This window comes from Bacillus sp. FJAT-49711 (assembly GCF_018343715.1).
In the GTDB taxonomy this organism is placed as follows: Bacteria; Bacillota; Bacilli; order Bacillales; family Bacillaceae_C; genus Lederbergia.
In genome coordinates, this window is sequence record NZ_JAGYPL010000001.1 from 546,349 (window position 1) to 562,993 (window position 16,645).

Here is a 16,645-nt window from a genome sequence, read left to right on the forward strand (position 1 = left end):
TATGTTTATCTCTGGAAAGGAGATAAACATATGAGGTTTTTGTTTGAAGGCTCTTTCTTAACATAGCTGCTGTTCGATGTATATTTAAATAATGAAAAATAGTTTTATCTATTTGGGAAACTTAGTAAGAACCGCTAAGTTTCCTTATTAGGCGTAAAAGTCAGTTCTTGAGCTTTTCTAAACAAACTTATTTTTTTTGGAAAAAAGTACTATTTGAAAATATAGGTCTTTTAGGCTAATATATTGCATATAATAGAACAAGTGTTCGTTATCATCGGGAGGCATATATATGAGCGTTGATTACAGCGAACTTCCACACGACAAGATATTATGTATTGACATGAAGAGCTTTTATGCCAGCTGTTCGGCGGTGATGCTTGGGTACGATCCCTTAAAATGTTATTTAGCGGTTGTCGGGAATTTGAACCAGCCGGGGAGCGTCGTACTCGCAGCATCCCCACGTTTGAAAAAAGATTTCGGAATTAAAACGGGCTCTAGGCTTTTTGAAATTCCGCAAGATGACAGAATTCAGCTTGTAGAGGCGAAGATGAGCACTTATTTACGGGTTGCCACTGAAATCACACGACTTTTTAATCGCTACGTCCCGAAAGAAGCGATTCATATATATAGCGTGGACGAGAGCTTTATTAAAATCGATGGAACGAGTGATCTATGGGGAGATGCCCGTTTAGTTGCTGAAAAAATTAAAGAAGAGCTTTTCCGAGAGTTCCAATTAACATGCTCTATCGGAATTGGACCGAATATGCTTCTTTCTAAGCTTTGCCTTGATCTTGAAGCAAAAACAACTAGCATTGCAGAATGGACATATGAAGATGTTTCGAAAAAACTATGGTCGGTTGCTCCGCTTAGGAAGATGTGGGGAATTGGAAGAAAGGTAGAAAGGACGCTAAATGGTATGGGAATTTTTACTGTGGGACAGCTCGCTCATTCGGATTTGCACTTGCTCGAGAAAAAATTCGGAGTGATGGGAAATCAGCTCTACTATCACGCATGGGGAGTAGACTTATCAGAGTTGGGAGCTCCGATTATAGAAGGGCAAATTAGCTTTGGAAAAAGTCAAATACTACTGCGTGACTATAAGGCTAAAGAGGAGATTGTTTGTGTCATTCTCGAAATGTGTGAAGAGGTGGCCCGAAGAGCAAGGGAGCGTAAAAAGGCGGGGAGGACCATTAGCCTTGGTATTGGCTACAGCGATAAAGAATTTGGCGGTGGATTCTTGCGGTCGTTCTCAGTAGAAGAACCAACAAATACAACGATGGATCTATATCGCGTCTGTTTACGGCTATTCGAAACCCATTATACAGGAAAGACTGTACGACAAATCTCCATTGCTCTATCCAATGTGGCAGATGACAAGTACGTTCAGTTAAATTTATTTGAACCGAGAAAGGTAAGTGAAAAGCAACTTGGCTACACAGTCGATCAAATCCGTAGACGCCATGGAGGGGTTTCTTTATTGCGGGCAATTTCTTATACGAAAGCGGGAACGGCAAGGAAGAGAGCAGCTCTCGTAGGGGGACATAAAGCTTAAAATTTACTGCAAAAGGGATGTGTACGTATGATTCGCGATCGTGGGCGTATAAAATGGAATTCGCTCATGCTTCCAGAGCATGTCACAATGCTTCGGAAGTGGGCAGAGGAAGATACGTATGAAGAAGAAAAGCAATTGGATGAACAGAGATTGGAAATGCTTGATGAAGTGGCAAGCGTGGCAATGGAATTCGGAAAAAAAGTTATGGTTATACATTTTGTCGATCACCATCACGAAGAGGTAATAGGAAAGATTCATTACTTTGATGCAATAAATAAGGAATTTCGTATAGTCGACGAGACTGACCGTGTTATAAGGATTTCGACCGGGCGGATTGATCAGATAATTATATTGGAGTGAGGAAAGCGCAAGCCTTTGAGCTGGACTGTGAAAGCCAAACTTCAAAATTGCTGACCTATGAATGTTTTATACTTTCTTAACAAATAAAAAGAACCCGCATTGACCGCGGGTCGCAACTCATTTAATCATTTAATACTTTTTCTGCGCGGACGCACGATTCAAAACTTCCTTTATGCGTGCCGTCACAAAACGGTTTGCGACTGGAAAGACCGCAGCGGCATAAAGAAAATACTTTTTTCGTTTCAAAAACATTACCGTCAACATCAATCAATTCAACATCTCCTGATACTCGGTAAGACCCATTATCCATAACTTTAATTTGTACTTTTTCCAAATTTTTTCCCCCTTGTAAAAGACTACTCCTTTCAATAGTAGAAGGAATTAAGGGGAAATGCAACCTTACAAAATAATGATATGTTAAAATGGGTGAAAGGGAGGGGAGCATGATGAAAATTTCAATTTCAGAAGAGGCTGCTCGTCAAATTAAGCGAAAAATGGATGGAAAAGAAATGATCTTGAAGTTAAAATATGAAACGGACGGCTGCGGCTGCGCTGTTAGTGGTGTCCCTACATTACACTTAATTCATAAACAAGATCTAAATAAAGAGGATATGTTAATCAAGACAGATACAATAGACATCTATATAGAAAAGTCAAAGACCATTTTTTTCGATGAAGAAATGAAAATTGATTACTCACAGGAATCCCAAATATTTCGTTTAACAAGCCCGGGTCAAATATTGAACGGGCGAATGAGCTGCAATGTTGTCTCAGGCTAAAGCGATCATTAGGGTTGGTGCCCTAGGCCAGGATTATTTCGTCGTCGAAGGACACCAACCGCCATATTGGTGTCCTAATTCCAGGTGATTTCCCCATCGAAGGTCACCAATCCTACAATTGAAGCCTAAAAATCAATTCACTAACCAATTAAAACTTCCTTTTACTAAGCCGATAAAAACCCGATTCCATTTTCCTCGATAGGTGAGGGGCGATTACATCAATAGCATCGGCTAGTTTATCAAGGTCAATACCGGTATCAATCCCCATCCGTTCAAGCATATACACAACATCCTCTGTCGCCACATTGCCGCTCGCTCCCGGTGCAAAAGGGCATCCGCCTATCCCGCCAGCAGATGTGTCAAAACGGGTGATTCCCGCTTGAAGGACAGCATAAATATTGGCGAGAGCCATTTTCCTCGTATCATGAAAATGTGCCGTAAGGAGGATAGAAGGAAACTCCTTTTTCAGTTTAGAAAAAAGCAAAAAAGATTCTGCTGGCGTTGCCATCCCAATTGTATCTGCGACACTTAGCTCATCAACTCCCGCCTCAGCAAATTCAAGGCAAAGCTTCAACGTATGTTCGGCAGCAACCTTTCCATCGTATGGACAGTAAAATGCAGTAGAGATGCAGGCGCGGATGAAGAAGTCGTTAGCCTTCAAATCGGCAATTATCGGTATCAATTCCTCCATACTATCTCGTGTAGATTTGTTAATATTTTTTTGATTAAAGCCATCACTCACCCCAACGAAAACCGCAATATCTTTACAGTCGGTTTCCAATAGTCTTTCAATTCCTTTTCGATTCGGAACTAATGCGATGGAGCGGATCTCCCTAGGGCGAGATGTCGCAATTGAAAAAGCATCCTTCATCTGTGGAACCCATTTTGGTGAGACGAAAGAGGTGATTTCCATTTCACGAATTCCTGCAAGCACTAAATTCCTAATAAACTCTTTTTTAATCCTCGTATCGATAAATATATCTTCATTTTGCAATCCATCGCGTGGACTTACTTCAATGATCGTCACTTTTTCTTGTAAAGACACTCCAACTCCTCCTTAAAGAAGATTAAAGTCCTTACAAGAAAATATGAAAAACCGAACACGATATATGTCCGGTTTTAAAAAGATTACGTAAGCTTAAGTAATTTTTGCTTCAGTTCATTCTCCATTGAAACAAGTTCTTGTTCCGCTTGGGCTCGTTTGGCACGGCCTTCTTGCTGAATTTTGATTGTTTCTTCAAGTGTTGTAATTAAGTTAGATTGTGTTTTTTTCAATGTTTCAATATCAACAAGCCCACGTTCGTTTTCTCTGGCTGTTTCAATTGTATTTGTTTTAAGCATTTCAGCATTTTTAAGTAGTAAATCATTTGTCGTTTTGGAAACTTGCTTCTGCGCTTCTACAGCCTGACGTTGACGAATAAGTGTCAATGCAATCGCAATTTGGTTTTTCCAAAGTGGAATGGCAGTCATTATCGAAGTTTGAATTTTCTCAGCTAGCGCCTGATTCGTATTTTGAATCATTCTAATTTGCGGAGCACTTTGGATTGTAATTTGTCTGCTTAATTTTAGATCGTAAAGTCGTTTTTCAAGACGATCAGCAAATTGAACCATATCATTCACTTCTTGGTATGTCATTTGATCGCCGGAAGCTTCGGCCTTTCGCTTAAGTTCAGGTATCGTTTTCGTAGTCAATTCTTCGATTTTTAATTCGCCTGCAGCAATATAAATGTTCAAAGCATGAAAGTATTCTTTGTTTTTCTCATATAATTGTTCAAGCATCTTCAAATCATCTATCAATGTTTGCTTTGATTGATTCAATTTCACTGTAATTCGATCAATTTGCGCCCCAGTTTTTTGGTATTTGGACATTACTTCTTGTATCGAGTTTGAAATCTTTCCGAACACTTTAGCAAAAAAGTTCTTTTTTTCAGGTGAGAGTTCATCCGGGTTCACATCCCGCAGTTTACTCATTAAATCATTTAAAATATCACCGATTGGACCAACGTCCTTATTTTGCACATGATCGAGCATGGAGCTTGAAAAATTTAACAATTGTGACTGTGCATGCGTTCCGTAAGCAATAACTGCTTGATGGTTGGCAGGATCAATCTGTTTTGCAAGTTCCAATGCACGCTTTCTGTTTTCTTCAGGTAAACTGTCCACTAATCTAACAGCTTTAACCTCCTGCTGTACTTGTTCCTGCTTTATCGGCACGATCTCCTGTTCACCAAAAGGATTGGCTAAAAGATCATCTAGACTTGAAAAGTCCGTTTTCAATACTGTTTCAGTTTCTTTATTTTGTTCACTCACTGTTTCGTTCTCCTTTCATCGTCGAGAGGGTTATATTCTAGTTTTTTTAGAGAATGCTTTGCAACATCCAGTTCAAATTTTAAATCATCAATATCTGACGAAAGTACGTGATAAATATCTTTTTTGATCGATTCACTTAAATCTTCCAACGTGCTTTGCGTTTCTTTAAGTGAAATATACATGTTTTCATTTTTAACAGGCTGGGCGGCAAGCATTGCATACCTTTCAGAGAGTTCTACTACGGAATCAAGATGATAGAAGAAGAAACGCTCAGACTGATAAAAACGTCTCGGTTCTTTATTGATAATTGCGTACATCCTTTTGGATAGTTTACTTAGTTCGTATAACTGTTTAAAAGCACCCATCGTCCTGACAGAAAAAAAAGCTTTTTGTAATCTACTGATTTTTCTCTTTGCTTCAGTCAAGTTTTTTTGTATATACACATATTCTTTTCTCGTCAATTTATTTTTTTTCAAAAATTTGCGATCAGAATATAGCTTTATTCCAAAAAATGTAAGACCTCCTACGAGAAATGCGGAGACAGTAGATGTTAAAAATTCTATGTTAAAACCATTAGACAATATCACCCACAGCAAAATGGTTCCCGCAGCGGCAAACATACCGAGAAAAAATGAAAAAACTGGTTTCATGCTGCATCTACTCCTTATTCCTTCTTTTCTATATAAATGAAATACGTTGATGGTTAAATAAAGGTTTCATTCATATCTATTATAGAGAATAAACCAATCTTTTGAAAGATAAAAAGGAGGATGGAAAAATTGAAAAAAATATATACATCCTTTCGCGAAGCTATTAGTGATATTGAAGATGGCTCTACACTCATGGTAGGCGGGTTTGGTCTTTGCGGAATACCCGAAAATCTAATATTGGCACTGAGAGACAGAAACGTTAAAGATTTAACAATCATTTCTAATAATTGTGGAGTCGATGATTGGGGACTCGGCTTATTGCTTAAAAACAAACAGATTAAAAAAATGATTGGATCATATGTCGGTGAAAATAAAGAGTTTGAAAGACAAGTTCTTTCAGGTGAAATTAAAGTAGAACTGATCCCACAAGGAACGTTGGCCGAGAAAATTCGAGCAGGCGGTGCGGGGGTTCCAGCCTTTTACACCCCAGCTGGTGTTGGAACAATGATTGCAGAAAATAAAGAAAAACGAGAGTTCAATGGAAAAACATATGTACTCGAGGAGGCGCTTGTTGCTGATTTTAGTATTGTTAGAGCTTGGAAAGGAGATTCAATGGGAAATCTTGTGTATCGTAAAACGGCGCGTAATTTTAACCCTATAATTGCAACGGCAGGTAAAGTGACAATCGCTGAAGTCGAGCTGCTATGCAAAACCGGAGAAATTGATCCTAATATGATTCATACTCCAAATGTTTATGTGCAAAGAATGATTCAAGGCGATCAGGAAAAAAGGATTGAAAGAAAAACAATTATAGGGAAGGGGAATGGAAGGTGAACCGGTCGAATATTCGAAATAAAATGGCAAAGCGGGTTGAAAAGGAAATTAAAACTGGATTTTATGTAAATTTGGGAATTGGCATGCCGACATTAGTTGCCAATTATATATCATCCGAAAAACAAGTTGTCCTTCAATCTGAAAATGGGTTGCTTGGCATTGGTCCTTATCCCGAAGAAGCTGATTTAGATGCAGATTTAATTAATGCTGGAAAAGAAACTGTTACTGCAATACAAGGAGCAGCCTATTTTGATAGTGCAGAATCTTTTGCAATGATTCGGGGAGGACATATTAATCTCGCTATATTAGGAGGGATGGAAGTATCAAAGGATGGGGATTTGGCCAATTGGATGATTCCCGGAAAAATGATCAAGGGAATGGGGGGAGCGATGGACCTCGTTCACGGCGCCAAAAAGATAATCGTCATGATGGAACATGTGAACAAGGACGGAAAACCAAAAATATTAAATACTTGCAGCTTGCCACTAACCGGGAAACAAGTAGTAGATCGAATTATTACGGATAGAGCTGTAATGGATGTTACGAATGCGGGACTCGAATTGAAAGAAGTAGCTAAGGGCTACAGCATAGAGGAGATTATTACTTCAACGGAACCAGATTTAATAGTGGGTAAAAATATTGTATTAGAAGCCTATTAGTTAATAAATGGCTTGATTTCTCCCATAAAATCAAGCCATTGTCTAATTCAAGTTTGTTTATTTATTTCCCATTTTCCATTTATTGAATTCTAGAAACTCACGAAATTCTTCTTTTGATACACCTGAGGACATAGCTTCCCTGACAAGATCTTCCCAATCCGAATCTAAACCGAGGGTTTCTCCTTGTTCATCATGAAGCAATGTATTGACGGAAACTCCTAATACTTCGGATACTTTTTCTAAAAAGTGAATCGAAGGGTTCGATTGGATATTTCGCTCAATTGAACTCAAATAAGATTTTGCAACTCCTGCTTTTTCCGCCAATTCCGATAGAGACATTTTTTTTTGTTTTCGATACTCACGCAAACGTTCGCCAATCATGTAAATCTTCACCTTCCTTACAGCAGATTATACCATATAACGAAGGTTTGTTTCATATTTAGAACACTCTTGAATAAAATTTTTTTGTCTCTTTGAGAAAAATAGTACTAAAGATAGTTCTTTAAACTAATGCATATTTCCTTTATGGAAGTTAAAAAACTCTCTAATGTTTTCTGGTTTTATTCCTGCATTAAGTGCAGCTAATATTAACTCCACCCATTCTTCATCGAGTTGCTCTTGTTTTACCATAACTGATTTCTGCATAGTGACCTCCTAAAATACGTAGAGTATTTAGGTAACCCAGCTGCCGTAGTGAATAAAAGAAACCTTAGGCCTGTGGCTTTGCGTATCTGTCTTTCGATCAGACTTGCCTTTATCTATTATCATTTTATTTGTATTCATGAAACATTATAGACATTACTAAAGTCACAGTCGCAAAAAAATGTCGATGTCGAAACAATGGAGACTCTTGAAAAAATAGTCATTTATGAGTATGTTTTTGTCGCAGAATAGTATTACAAGTTGGAAAAGAGAGCAACCCCATTTACATCGCACGAGAATCGCAAATAACATTGTTGAAATAAGCAGAAAAATGGTGAACGATTATATTAAAATTTAGATATGCTCTGTATAGTTGTTTTCTTTCGTTATCATTTCTAAATATCCGAGTTCTTCCCTTGTCAGTGAAGGTGAATTCACTGCCCTAACATTATCAAGTAATTGTTCTACAGAACTGGCACCCGTAACAACCGAGGCAACAGACTTATGAGCTAAGTTAAATTGAAGGGCAACCTCATTAAGAGAACGAGAATGAGGGAAAAGTTTCGCTTTTATACTTTCTATTAATTCCTTTATTTCTTCAGATGAATAATCGAGATAGGCCTTAATTTTAAAGTCATCTGTATCAATCGCTTCAAGTGTTTTATCGCTTAAAATGCCTCTTGCAACTGAGCCCCTTGTCACGACACTAATATTATTTTTCTCTAAGAGTGGCATGACTCCTTCCGGACGCCTGTCCAATAAACTATATTGCATCATATTACTTATAATGGATGAATCTTTAACATATTTACGGATAACATTAGGCCGAATAGAAGAAATACCATAATAACGGATGAATCCTTCTTCTTTTAATTCCTCAAAAGCTTCAATTGTTTCATCGATTGGATCGTCGATTGTCCCTCCATGCAGCTGATATAAATCAATATATTCCGTTTTAAGTCTGCGAAGGCTATCTTTCACTGCTTCTTTTATATAAGTTTTTGAAGGATCCCAACTCCATCCATCCTTATGCTCATTCCAGCGATTTCCAACCTTTGTAGCGATGATAACATCTTCTCTTCTACTAGATAGTGTGTTTCCCACAATTTCCTCATTCATTCCTCGATCATATAAGTCGGCCGTATCAAAATAATTAATTCCGGCTTCTAGCGCCGTTTCAATTATTTTTTGTGCTGTATTTACCTCAGTTCCAATTGACATACAACCAAGTCCTATTTTGGAAACTCGTAAATCAGAATTTCCCAATTGTCGTTTTTCCATATTCTAAAGTCACCTTCCATTCTTTTCTTCATTTTACTGGAAAGTCGCTCAGTATAACAAAATTAATGTTCTGATTGCTTTATGTTATGATTGGAAAAGCGAATAAGAAGGAGCGACAGATCATGAAAAAGTTTGAAGAAAAAACGATACAGAGCAATGAAATATTTAATGGGAAAATAATTAGTTTGCAAGTAGATGACGTAGAGCTTCCTGATGGAAAAATGGCAAAAAGGGAAATTGTAAAGCATCCCGGAGCTGTTGCAGTTATCGCTTTAACTGATCAAAATAAAATCGTGATGGTCGAACAGTACCGAAAACCATTGGAACGATCCTTACTTGAAATCCCAGCGGGGAAGCTTGAATATGGGGAAGAACCTCTCGTGACAGCTGAGCGTGAACTTGAAGAAGAAACAGGCTATGCAGCAGGTAAGATGGAACATTTAACATCATTTTACACTTCTCCAGGATTTGCGGATGAGCTAATTCATCTATATATTGCCAAAGATTTAAAAAAGATCGACAATCCGAAAATTGGTGATGAGGATGAGTTTGTAGAGCTTTATGAAATAACGCTAGAAGAAGCGCTTCAATTCGTCCTCGATAAGAGAATATATGATGCTAAAACCGCATATGCAGTTCTTTATTTACAACTGAGAATGGCGATGAAACCACATGAATGAATTTTTTTCCGACTTGCATATTCATATCGGCAGAACTTTAACAGGTAAGCCTGTTAAAATTACAGCGAGTAAAAATCTCACTCTGACCAATATATTAAAAGCCGCGAAATTTCCAAAAGGCCTAGATATCGTTGGCGTAATCGATTGCCATTCACCTGAAGTCATTCTTGAAATGGAAAATTTATTAGAAGCAGGAAAACTCATTGAATTGGTAGATGGGGGCTTTGAATATGAAAATGGTGTGGTTCTTATTCCCGGGACGGAAATAGAAATTAATGATCGTCATTGTAAAGGGCCAATTCATGTTCTCGCATACTTTCCATCAATGCCCGCGCTTAAGGAATTTTCAAATTGGCTTTCTGAAAGAGTGACTAATATTCAGCTAAGCACTCAAAGAATTTATGAAGAAGCAAGAGTAGTACAGGAAAAAGTCAAATCCCTTAATGGGTTATTTATTCCCGCCCATGTGTTTACTCCTTTTAAAAGTCTATATGGGAAAGGCGTCGAAAAATCATTAACGGAAGTTTTCGATTCAGCTTTTATTGATGCTATTGAATTAGGTCTAAGTTCCGATACGAACATGGCTGATCAGCTTTCTGAATTACACAGCTATGGATTTTTGACAAATTCCGACGCTCACTCCCTAGCGAAAATAGCGAGAGAGTATCAAATGCTTGAACTGGAAGAGCCTACTTTTAAGGCACTTGCACAATCTTTTAAAAATATTGATGGTAATACGATTAAAGCAAATTATGGGTTGAATCCTTTATTAGGAAAATATTACCGAACAACTTGTGCAAATTGTTTTATACCAAAGCAAGGGGCAGTTTGCCCAAATTGCGGTTCACAAAAGTTTACAAGAGGAGTATTTGAACGGATTACTCAGTTGGCGGATGCAGAAGTTAAACCTAAAAGGCCACCGTATATTCACCAAGTGCCTTTAGAATTTATTCCCGGCCTTGGCCCAAAAGCGATGGAAAACCTCCTGAATCATTTTGGGACCGAGATGAATATTTTGCACCGAGTTAATAAATCAGAGCTTAAAGGCGTTGTTAAAAAAGAGCTTGCCGAAATGATCTTTCAAGCTCGAATGGGGAAATTACAGGTTGCTGCTGGCGGAGGCGGAAAATATGGCAGGATTCAAAAATTTGATTAACTTTTTTGTGATATAGCCGAGAACACTTGTGATTTCAATCATGAGATGAATCGGCTTCGAATCGGGCGTGACTTCATGTCATGTTAACGATTCGACATATGCCAAAATACAGATTGCATATAGACCCTGGATAATCGTAACTTAATCACAAAAAGGTGCTAACATTTGGTACATTGATATTTAAAGAGTTCCCTGAGTTAAAAGGGACACTCTGGGGTGGTCATCTCTGGAACCCTTCTTATTTTGTCGCAACCGCAAGCGAACAGACAGAGACCCCGATTCGGAAATACATTCAAAATCAGAAGGGGAGGTGAGCATCCTTTGATCGTGAACAGGGCCTATAAGTTCAGAATCTATCCCACTAAAACACAAGAAGTCCTAATCGCCAAAACCCTCGGTTGTTGCCGTTTTGTTTACAATTATTTTGTAGGAAAACAAAAAGGGAAAGATGCCTATTGGCATATGGTTTCGGAAATGGTTCAAAACGGACAACTCCCTAGGAACAACTGGAAAGGGGAATTCTTCCACAAAAACAAGTCGATTAAAGCTCTTCCAGAGTTGAAGAAACACTATCCATTCTTGAAAGAAATAGACAGCATCGCTCTGCAAAAATCGGTTGAAATCGTCCATGAAGCCTATAGAAGATATTACAAAAAGCAAAATGATGAGCCTCGCTTTAAGTCAAAAAGAAATCCCGTTCAATCCTACACAACGAAATATGTAAATGGAAATATTGCCGTGCTGGGCAAACATATAAAACTCCCAAAACTGGGACTTGTACGCTTTGCGAAAAGTCGAGAAGTTCATGGGCGAATGATCAATGCCACCATTCGACGAAACCCTGCTGGTAAATATTTTGTTTCCATTCTTGTTGAAGTGGATATACAGCCCCTACCCAAAACAGGTTCATCCATAGGGGTCGATGTTGGATTAAAAGATTTTGCCACTCTACAGATGGAACCGTATACAAAAATCCAACGTTTTTTCGCGCGTTAGAGGAAAAGTTAGCCAACGCCCAACGCGTCCTATCCAGGCGACAAGCAGGCTCCTCCAATTGGCATAAACAACGAGTGAAAGTCGCCAAGATCCATGAAAAAATCACGAATTCACGGCAGGATAGGCTGAATAAAATCTCCACCCATCTTGTCAAAAACCACGACTTGATTGGGATGGAAGATTTAGCTGTAAAAAAGATGCTTAAAAATGTCCATCTTGCAAAGGCAATCAGTGAAGTATCGTGGTCACAATTCAGAACGATGTTGGAATATAAAGCAAAATGGTACGGAAAACAAGTCGTCCTTGTTGCAAGGAATTTTGCTTCCAGTCAACTTTGTTCTCATTGTGGTCATAAACATAAAGCCGTTAAGGATCTTGCGTTGCGTGAGTGGACTTGCCCATCATGCGAACGCCTTCATCAACGTGATCTTAACGCAAGTATCAATCTTCGCAATGAAGCATTGCGATTAACCGCAGGAACTGTGGAGATAGCCTAATCCATTAGAAACCAATGGGTTTCTGTACTTAGGAATCTTACGGCTTTAGCCGTGAGAGGTTCAAAAGGTAGTTGTTGACATACTAACTGCTCGTCCATCATATAATGTACCATTCGCGGGACAGGAGGAGCAAAAATATGCGCAATAGACTTTCTACTAATATTATTAGTCGTCATTTTCAAGAACATTCTTCCATCTACACGTTCATCATGGTTTTATTTTTAATGGGGGTAATATTTGGTTCCATTTTTGTAAACAGTTTATCCCCTCATCAAAAAGAAGATCTCTTCTATTACTTAAATCAGTTTTTTGGGCAAGTAGGGGAGGGGAAGACGGTTCCTCCGGAGGAGTTATTAAAATTAAGCTTCTGGCATAATGTAAAATTTGCCGGTCTCATATGGATATTGGGAATTTCCATCATTGGTTTTCCGCTAATTTTTATTTTATTATTCATAAAAGGTATCGTTGTAGGATTTTCTGTTGGATTTCTTGTGAATCAAATGGGGTGGAACGGTCTGTTGCTGGCTTTTGTTTCTCTACTTCCACAAAACTTATTGATCATTCCTATTTTTATTTTTATTTCTGTTTGTTCAATTGCCCTTTCAATGAAATTAATAAAGAAAATTTTTATTAGGCAATCCCTTCCTTTTCATCTTATGCCAGTTTTTACAAGGTACTTTTTGTCTTATATTGGCGCAGTTGCCATCATTACAATAGCTGCAAGCTTGGAGGCATATGTTTCACCGATGCTGATGAGATCTATCATCGTTAATATTACAAACTAATATTTATAAAACATTTAATTGCTTCGTTATTTATAGTCATTTTAGTTTGATTATAACTTCCCTTCTGCTATAATATAGTGGATAGTGGCGAGGGAGGATACATAGTATGGAAAGTCGTATTGATCGCATAAAAAAACAGCTGCATTCTGCAAGCTATAAGCTTACTCCCCAGCGTGAAGCCACGGTTCGGGTGTTGCTTGAACATGAAGAAGATCATTTAAGTGCAGAAGATGTTTACCTGCTAGTTAAAGAGAAGGCGCCAGAAATTGGACTTGCGACAGTATATCGAACATTAGAACTTTTAACAGAATTAAAAGTAGTGGATAAAATTAACTTTGGCGACGGTGTTTCTCGTTATGACCTGCGGAAAGAAGGCGCGGCCCATTTTCATCACCATTTAGTCTGCATCGAATGTGGCGCGGTGGATGAAATACAAGATGACCTGTTAGGTGACGTCGAGAAAATTGTTGAGCGCGATTGGAATTTTAAAATTAAAGATCATAGACTCACCTTCCACGGTATATGCTGGCGCTGTCATAAAAAGACTGATGAAGACAATGAAGATAAAAATGAATAAGAAAATAATGAAGCCTTTTCCTGCTTTTAGGAAAAGGTTTTCCTATTTTTTCAATATCCATGAATAAACATAGACAAGCTGGGCATATGCTTGTAAAAAGAAAAGTATAAGCGTCTCGCTCATTGAAGTACAAGACTATAGGATGTGCGTTAGTCGACACTGCTATAGGATGTGGCTGCTTGAGCAAGATAAAAGTATGTCTACAAAGGAATGGTTTCATTGAAAAATATATGGAAGGTCTTCTTCGGAACATTAAGATTGTTTTTGTTATTTGCGGGGTGCACGATCCTCTTTTATTATGGTATTATGTGGATAAATCAAGAATATGAAAATTATCGGCGTTACGACGAGCCGGAAGGAACAGCGGTAAAGGCTTTTCAGCCGTTTGGAAACGAGGATAATGGCTGGTTTTCACGCCTTCTGCTTTTTTATCAGAATGGAGAGTAAAGACAATGCAAGATCGGCTGCAGGATTTTATTCATTTTATGATTGTGGAAAAAGGATTGGCCCAAAATACAATTATTTCATATGAACGTGATTTAAAGCGATATTTAAAATACTTACAACAAGTTGAACAATTAAAATCACTGAACGATGTTTCACGAATTCATATCGTTCAGTTTTTGTCATTTTTAAAAGGTGAAGGGAAATCAGCTAAAACACTTGCAAGACATATTGCTTCCATAAGGGCATTTCATCAATTTTTACTACGTGAAAAAGCTGTAGAACAAGACCCCTCTGTTCATATTGAAACACCACAATTGGAGAGAACATTACCTAAGGTATTAAGTTTTAAGGAAGTTGAATCATTATTAGAAACACCTGATTCATCCTCACCTTTTGGTTTAAGAGACAAAGCGATGATTGAGCTATTATATGCTACGGGAATTCGTGTAAGTGAGCTCATTAATCTTGATATGGAAAATGTACACCTTACTATGGGTTTTGTCCGCTGTATTGGAAAGGGAAATAAAGAAAGGATTATTCCAATCGGAAAAATAGCCCAAGAAATCATTGAACAATACATATTTGAGTCACGACCAAAATTGAAAAACTCTAAAAATCGAACCGAGGCTTTGTTTCTTAATCATCATGGAAATCGTCTAACGAGACAAGGATTTTGGAAGATTATAAAAAAACTTGCCACCGAAGCAAAAATTGAAAAAGAGCTAACACCACATACTCTTCGACATTCGTTTGCCACTCATCTGCTTGAAAATGGGGCAGACTTAAGAGCGGTGCAAGAAATGCTAGGCCATGCCGATATATCAACAACTCAAATTTATACACATGTAACAAAAACGCGATTAAAAGATGTTTATACAAAATTTCATCCACGTGCATAATAAAAGCGATTGCGTCTTGTTCACTGACGTACAAGCCTGCAAAAGGGGCCCATCAACGAACGGCCTAGTCAATGTTCCTTTTTGGCCCACTGACAGAATAAAGAAAACACGATGAGGCGGGGAGGTCGAATCGATGTTGACTTATTGCAGCCAAGAGGACAAGAAGCTTGCTAGTCGATAGGCGCTCGAACTGAACACAGAAAAGTTAACTCAACCGCAAATTGCGGTTTTTTTATAGTGTCTATAAGGGTATGATACAGGTATAGTCGAATATCAACATAAGAGGGGGCAACAAATATGGATGCAAATTTCAAAAGAATACATCTTATTGTATTGGACTCAGTCGGAATCGGCGAGGCTCCTGATGCAGCAGCTTACAATGATGAAGGCGCAGATACATTAGGTCACATTGCGGAAAAAATCGACGGGTTGAACATGCCAAATATGGAGAAATTCGGACTTTCCAATATAAAAAAAATAAAAGGTATAAATAAGACGGAAAATTCACTAGCTTTCTACACTAAAATGCAAGAGGCCTCACGAGGAAAGGATACGATGACAGGTCATTGGGAACTTATGGGCCTTATTACGAGCCATCCTTTCAAAGTGTTTCCAAACGGTTTTCCCGAATTGCTGATCACACAATTGGAAAAAGCTTCAGGTAGAAGTATTATAGGAAATGTTCCCGCCAGCGGAACTGAAATCATCGATCGCCTTGGAGAGGAGCATATGAAAACTGGCGCGCTGATTGTTTACACTTCAGCAGATTCAGTTTTACAAATTGCAGCCCATGAAGAAATTGTACCGATTGATGAATTATATCAAATATGTGAGAAGGTCCGAGAACTTACCTTAGTAGATGAATATAAAGTGGGCAGAGTGATTGCAAGGCCATTTATTGGCGAACCGGGTAATTTCAAACGGACAGCAAATCGTCATGACTACGCTTTGAAGCCTTTTAGTAATACCGTCATGAATGCACTAAAAGATTCAGGCTTAGATGTAATTGCGATAGGAAAAATAAATGATATATACGATGGCGAAGGAATAACGAAAGCGGTAAGAACAGTTTCAAATATGGATGGAGTAGATAAACTTATTGAAGTGATGAAGCAGGATTTCACAGGCTTAAGCTTTGTTAATCTAGTCGATTTTGATGCTCTGTATGGACATAGAAGAGACCCAAATGGATATGGCAAGGCACTTGAGGAGTTTGACGCACGAATACCAGAAATACTCCAAACTTTAAAAGATGATGACTTGCTGATCATTACAGCAGATCATGGAAATGACCCAATTCATCATGGAACCGACCATACGAGGGAATTTGTACCTCTTATCGTTTATTCGAAGCAATTCAATGGTGGGGGAGAACTTCCTTTGCGAAAAACCTTTGCAGATGTTGGTGCCACGGTTGCAAATAATTTTAGTGTTAAATGGCAGGGAGAAGGAGAAAGTTTTTTAGAAGACTTAGTTTAAATAAATCGAAGAAAGCTTGTTGAGATTACTTGTTATTCTCAACAAGCTTTTTCTTTTTTTTC

The 16,645-nt window shown here is 38.2% G+C and carries 19 protein-coding genes, 2 pseudogenes and 1 riboswitch; of the genes and pseudogenes, 14 read left to right on the forward strand and 7 right to left on the reverse strand.

The window, feature by feature from the left end; genetic code table 11:
• The first annotated feature begins 289 nt into the window (after window positions 1-289).
• Both KHA96_RS02755 and KHA96_RS02760 read left to right on the forward strand, forming a co-directional pair.
• A complete protein-coding gene (locus KHA96_RS02755) occupies window positions 290-1,552 on the forward strand; it encodes a Y-family DNA polymerase (RefSeq protein ID WP_213127759.1) in 1,263 nt (420 codons plus the stop codon).
• 27 nt (window positions 1,553-1,579) lie between these two features.
• Complete coding sequence (locus tag KHA96_RS02760) at window positions 1,580-1,912, forward strand: YolD-like family protein (protein WP_213127760.1); 333 nt, start codon at window positions 1,580-1,582, stop codon at window positions 1,910-1,912.
• A gap of 121 nt (window positions 1,913-2,033) precedes the next feature.
• On the opposite strand, the gene KHA96_RS02765 is transcribed toward KHA96_RS02760, so the two are convergent.
• Entirely contained in the window at window positions 2,034-2,246 is a 213-nt protein-coding gene (locus KHA96_RS02765) for a CDGSH iron-sulfur domain-containing protein (protein ID WP_213127761.1), read from the reverse strand.
• Window positions 2,247-2,358: 112 nt separating this feature from the next.
• Between KHA96_RS02765 and KHA96_RS02770 the strand changes: the two genes are divergently transcribed.
• Entirely contained in the window at window positions 2,359-2,691 is a 333-nt protein-coding gene (locus KHA96_RS02770; RefSeq protein ID WP_213127762.1) for an iron-sulfur cluster biosynthesis family protein, read from the forward strand.
• A 148-nt stretch (window positions 2,692-2,839) separates the two neighbouring features.
• Here the strand turns inward: KHA96_RS02770 and KHA96_RS02775 are convergent, their stop codons facing one another.
• From KHA96_RS02775 to KHA96_RS02785, 3 genes are all read right to left on the reverse strand, one after another.
• Window positions 2,840-3,736, reverse strand: a complete 897-nt coding sequence (locus KHA96_RS02775) for a hydroxymethylglutaryl-CoA lyase (RefSeq protein ID WP_213127763.1) — start codon at window positions 3,734-3,736, stop codon at window positions 2,840-2,842.
• 83 nt (window positions 3,737-3,819) lie between these two features.
• A complete protein-coding gene (locus tag KHA96_RS02780) occupies window positions 3,820-5,001 on the reverse strand; it encodes a toxic anion resistance protein (RefSeq protein WP_213127764.1) in 1,182 nt (393 codons plus the stop codon).
• Window positions 4,998-5,651 carry a 5-bromo-4-chloroindolyl phosphate hydrolysis family protein gene (locus KHA96_RS02785; RefSeq protein WP_213127765.1) on the reverse strand — a complete coding sequence of 218 codons (654 nt, stop codon included), beginning with the start codon at window positions 5,649-5,651 and terminating at the stop codon, window positions 4,998-5,000. Before KHA96_RS02785 ends, KHA96_RS02780 begins: the two co-directional genes overlap by 4 nt.
• Window positions 5,652-5,780: 129 nt before the next feature.
• Here KHA96_RS02785 and KHA96_RS02790 point away from each other — a divergent pair, with 129 nt between their 5' ends.
• Together KHA96_RS02790 and KHA96_RS02795 are read left to right on the forward strand one after the other, a co-directional pair.
• Window positions 5,781-6,485 carry a CoA transferase subunit A gene (locus KHA96_RS02790; protein WP_213127766.1) on the forward strand — a complete coding sequence of 235 codons (705 nt, stop codon included), beginning with the start codon at window positions 5,781-5,783 and terminating at the stop codon, window positions 6,483-6,485.
• Between the two features lie 23 nt (window positions 6,486-6,508).
• Window positions 6,509-7,144: a 3-oxoacid CoA-transferase subunit B gene (locus KHA96_RS02795; protein WP_213128657.1), complete on the forward strand. Its 636-nt coding sequence runs from the start codon at window positions 6,509-6,511 to the stop codon at window positions 7,142-7,144.
• A 57-nt stretch (window positions 7,145-7,201) separates the two neighbouring features.
• Here the strand turns inward: KHA96_RS02795 and KHA96_RS02800 are convergent, their stop codons facing one another.
• From KHA96_RS02800 to KHA96_RS02810, 3 genes are all read right to left on the reverse strand, one after another.
• A complete protein-coding gene (locus KHA96_RS02800; protein WP_213127767.1) occupies window positions 7,202-7,525 on the reverse strand; it encodes a helix-turn-helix domain-containing protein in 324 nt (107 codons plus the stop codon).
• Window positions 7,526-7,651: 126 nt separating this feature from the next.
• Window positions 7,652-7,789, reverse strand: a complete 138-nt coding sequence (locus KHA96_RS02805; protein WP_213127768.1) for an anti-repressor SinI family protein — start codon at window positions 7,787-7,789, stop codon at window positions 7,652-7,654.
• A gap of 27 nt (window positions 7,790-7,816) precedes the next feature.
• A riboswitch (cyclic di-GMP riboswitch) is annotated at window positions 7,817-7,907 on the reverse strand.
• A 233-nt stretch (window positions 7,908-8,140) separates the two neighbouring features.
• Window positions 8,141-9,067 (reverse strand): aldo/keto reductase, encoded by a 927-nt coding sequence (locus KHA96_RS02810; RefSeq protein ID WP_213127769.1) that lies wholly within the window; start codon window positions 9,065-9,067, stop codon window positions 8,141-8,143.
• A gap of 122 nt (window positions 9,068-9,189) precedes the next feature.
• Between KHA96_RS02810 and KHA96_RS02815 the strand changes: the two genes are divergently transcribed.
• The 9 genes and pseudogenes from KHA96_RS02815 (at window position 9,190) to deoB (ending at window position 16,583) form a co-directional block, all read left to right on the forward strand.
• The gene (locus KHA96_RS02815; protein WP_213127770.1) at window positions 9,190-9,747 is read left to right on the forward strand and encodes an NUDIX hydrolase; all 558 of its coding nucleotides are present in this window, start codon (window positions 9,190-9,192) and stop codon (window positions 9,745-9,747) included.
• Window positions 9,740-10,903: an endonuclease Q family protein gene (locus KHA96_RS02820; protein WP_213127771.1), complete on the forward strand. Its 1,164-nt coding sequence runs from the start codon at window positions 9,740-9,742 to the stop codon at window positions 10,901-10,903. Before KHA96_RS02815 ends, KHA96_RS02820 begins: the two co-directional genes overlap by 8 nt.
• Before the next feature lie 173 nt (window positions 10,904-11,076).
• A pseudogene (locus KHA96_RS02825) lies at window positions 11,077-11,217 on the forward strand (transposase); the annotation flags it as partial.
• Window positions 11,218-11,230: 13 nt separating this feature from the next.
• Window positions 11,231-12,396 (forward strand): annotated as a pseudogene (tnpB, locus tag KHA96_RS02830) (IS200/IS605 family element RNA-guided endonuclease TnpB).
• 137 nt (window positions 12,397-12,533) lie between these two features.
• Complete coding sequence (spoIIM, locus tag KHA96_RS02835) at window positions 12,534-13,181, forward strand: stage II sporulation protein M (RefSeq protein ID WP_213127772.1); 648 nt, start codon at window positions 12,534-12,536, stop codon at window positions 13,179-13,181.
• Window positions 13,182-13,287: 106 nt separating this feature from the next.
• Window positions 13,288-13,758, forward strand: coding sequence for a ferric iron uptake transcriptional regulator (gene fur, locus KHA96_RS02840; protein WP_213127773.1), 471 nt, complete (start codon window positions 13,288-13,290; stop codon window positions 13,756-13,758).
• 219 nt (window positions 13,759-13,977) lie between these two features.
• The gene (locus tag KHA96_RS02845) at window positions 13,978-14,205 is read left to right on the forward strand and encodes a YqzK family protein (protein ID WP_213127774.1); all 228 of its coding nucleotides are present in this window, start codon (window positions 13,978-13,980) and stop codon (window positions 14,203-14,205) included.
• Between the two features lie 5 nt (window positions 14,206-14,210).
• Window positions 14,211-15,104 (forward strand): site-specific tyrosine recombinase XerD, encoded by an 894-nt coding sequence (gene xerD / locus KHA96_RS02850; protein WP_213127775.1) that lies wholly within the window; start codon window positions 14,211-14,213, stop codon window positions 15,102-15,104.
• Window positions 15,105-15,401: 297 nt separating this feature from the next.
• Entirely contained in the window at window positions 15,402-16,583 is a 1,182-nt protein-coding gene (gene deoB / locus KHA96_RS02855) for a phosphopentomutase (protein ID WP_213127776.1), read from the forward strand.
• Window positions 16,584-16,645 lie beyond the last annotated feature (62 nt).

Bases quoted from the DNA above. Each gene is read 5' to 3' on its own strand.
- KHA96_RS02755 (WP_213127759.1), top strand. From the start codon at position 290: ATGAGCGTTGATTACAGCGAACTTCCACACGACAAGATATTATGTATT.
- KHA96_RS02760 (WP_213127760.1), top strand. From the start codon at position 1,580: ATGATTCGCGATCGTGGGCGTATAAAATGGAATTCGCTCATGCTTCCA.
- KHA96_RS02770 (WP_213127762.1), top strand. From the start codon at position 2,359: ATGAAAATTTCAATTTCAGAAGAGGCTGCTCGTCAAATTAAGCGAAAA.
- KHA96_RS02785 (WP_213127765.1), bottom strand. From the start codon at position 5,651: ATGAAACCAGTTTTTTCATTTTTTCTCGGTATGTTTGCCGCTGCGGGA.
- KHA96_RS02795 (WP_213128657.1), top strand. From the start codon at position 6,509: ATGGCAAAGCGGGTTGAAAAGGAAATTAAAACTGGATTTTATGTAAAT.
- KHA96_RS02800 (WP_213127767.1), bottom strand. From the start codon at position 7,525: ATGATTGGCGAACGTTTGCGTGAGTATCGAAAACAAAAAAAAATGTCT.
- KHA96_RS02805 (WP_213127768.1), bottom strand. From the start codon at position 7,789: ATGCAGAAATCAGTTATGGTAAAACAAGAGCAACTCGATGAAGAATGG.
- KHA96_RS02810 (WP_213127769.1), bottom strand. From the start codon at position 9,067: ATGGAAAAACGACAATTGGGAAATTCTGATTTACGAGTTTCCAAAATA.
- KHA96_RS02815 (WP_213127770.1), top strand. From the start codon at position 9,190: ATGAAAAAGTTTGAAGAAAAAACGATACAGAGCAATGAAATATTTAAT.
- KHA96_RS02820 (WP_213127771.1), top strand. From the start codon at position 9,740: ATGAATGAATTTTTTTCCGACTTGCATATTCATATCGGCAGAACTTTA.
- spoIIM (WP_213127772.1), top strand. From the start codon at position 12,534: ATGCGCAATAGACTTTCTACTAATATTATTAGTCGTCATTTTCAAGAA.
- fur (WP_213127773.1), top strand. From the start codon at position 13,288: ATGGAAAGTCGTATTGATCGCATAAAAAAACAGCTGCATTCTGCAAGC.
- xerD (WP_213127775.1), top strand. From the start codon at position 14,211: ATGCAAGATCGGCTGCAGGATTTTATTCATTTTATGATTGTGGAAAAA.
- deoB (WP_213127776.1), top strand. From the start codon at position 15,402: ATGGATGCAAATTTCAAAAGAATACATCTTATTGTATTGGACTCAGTC.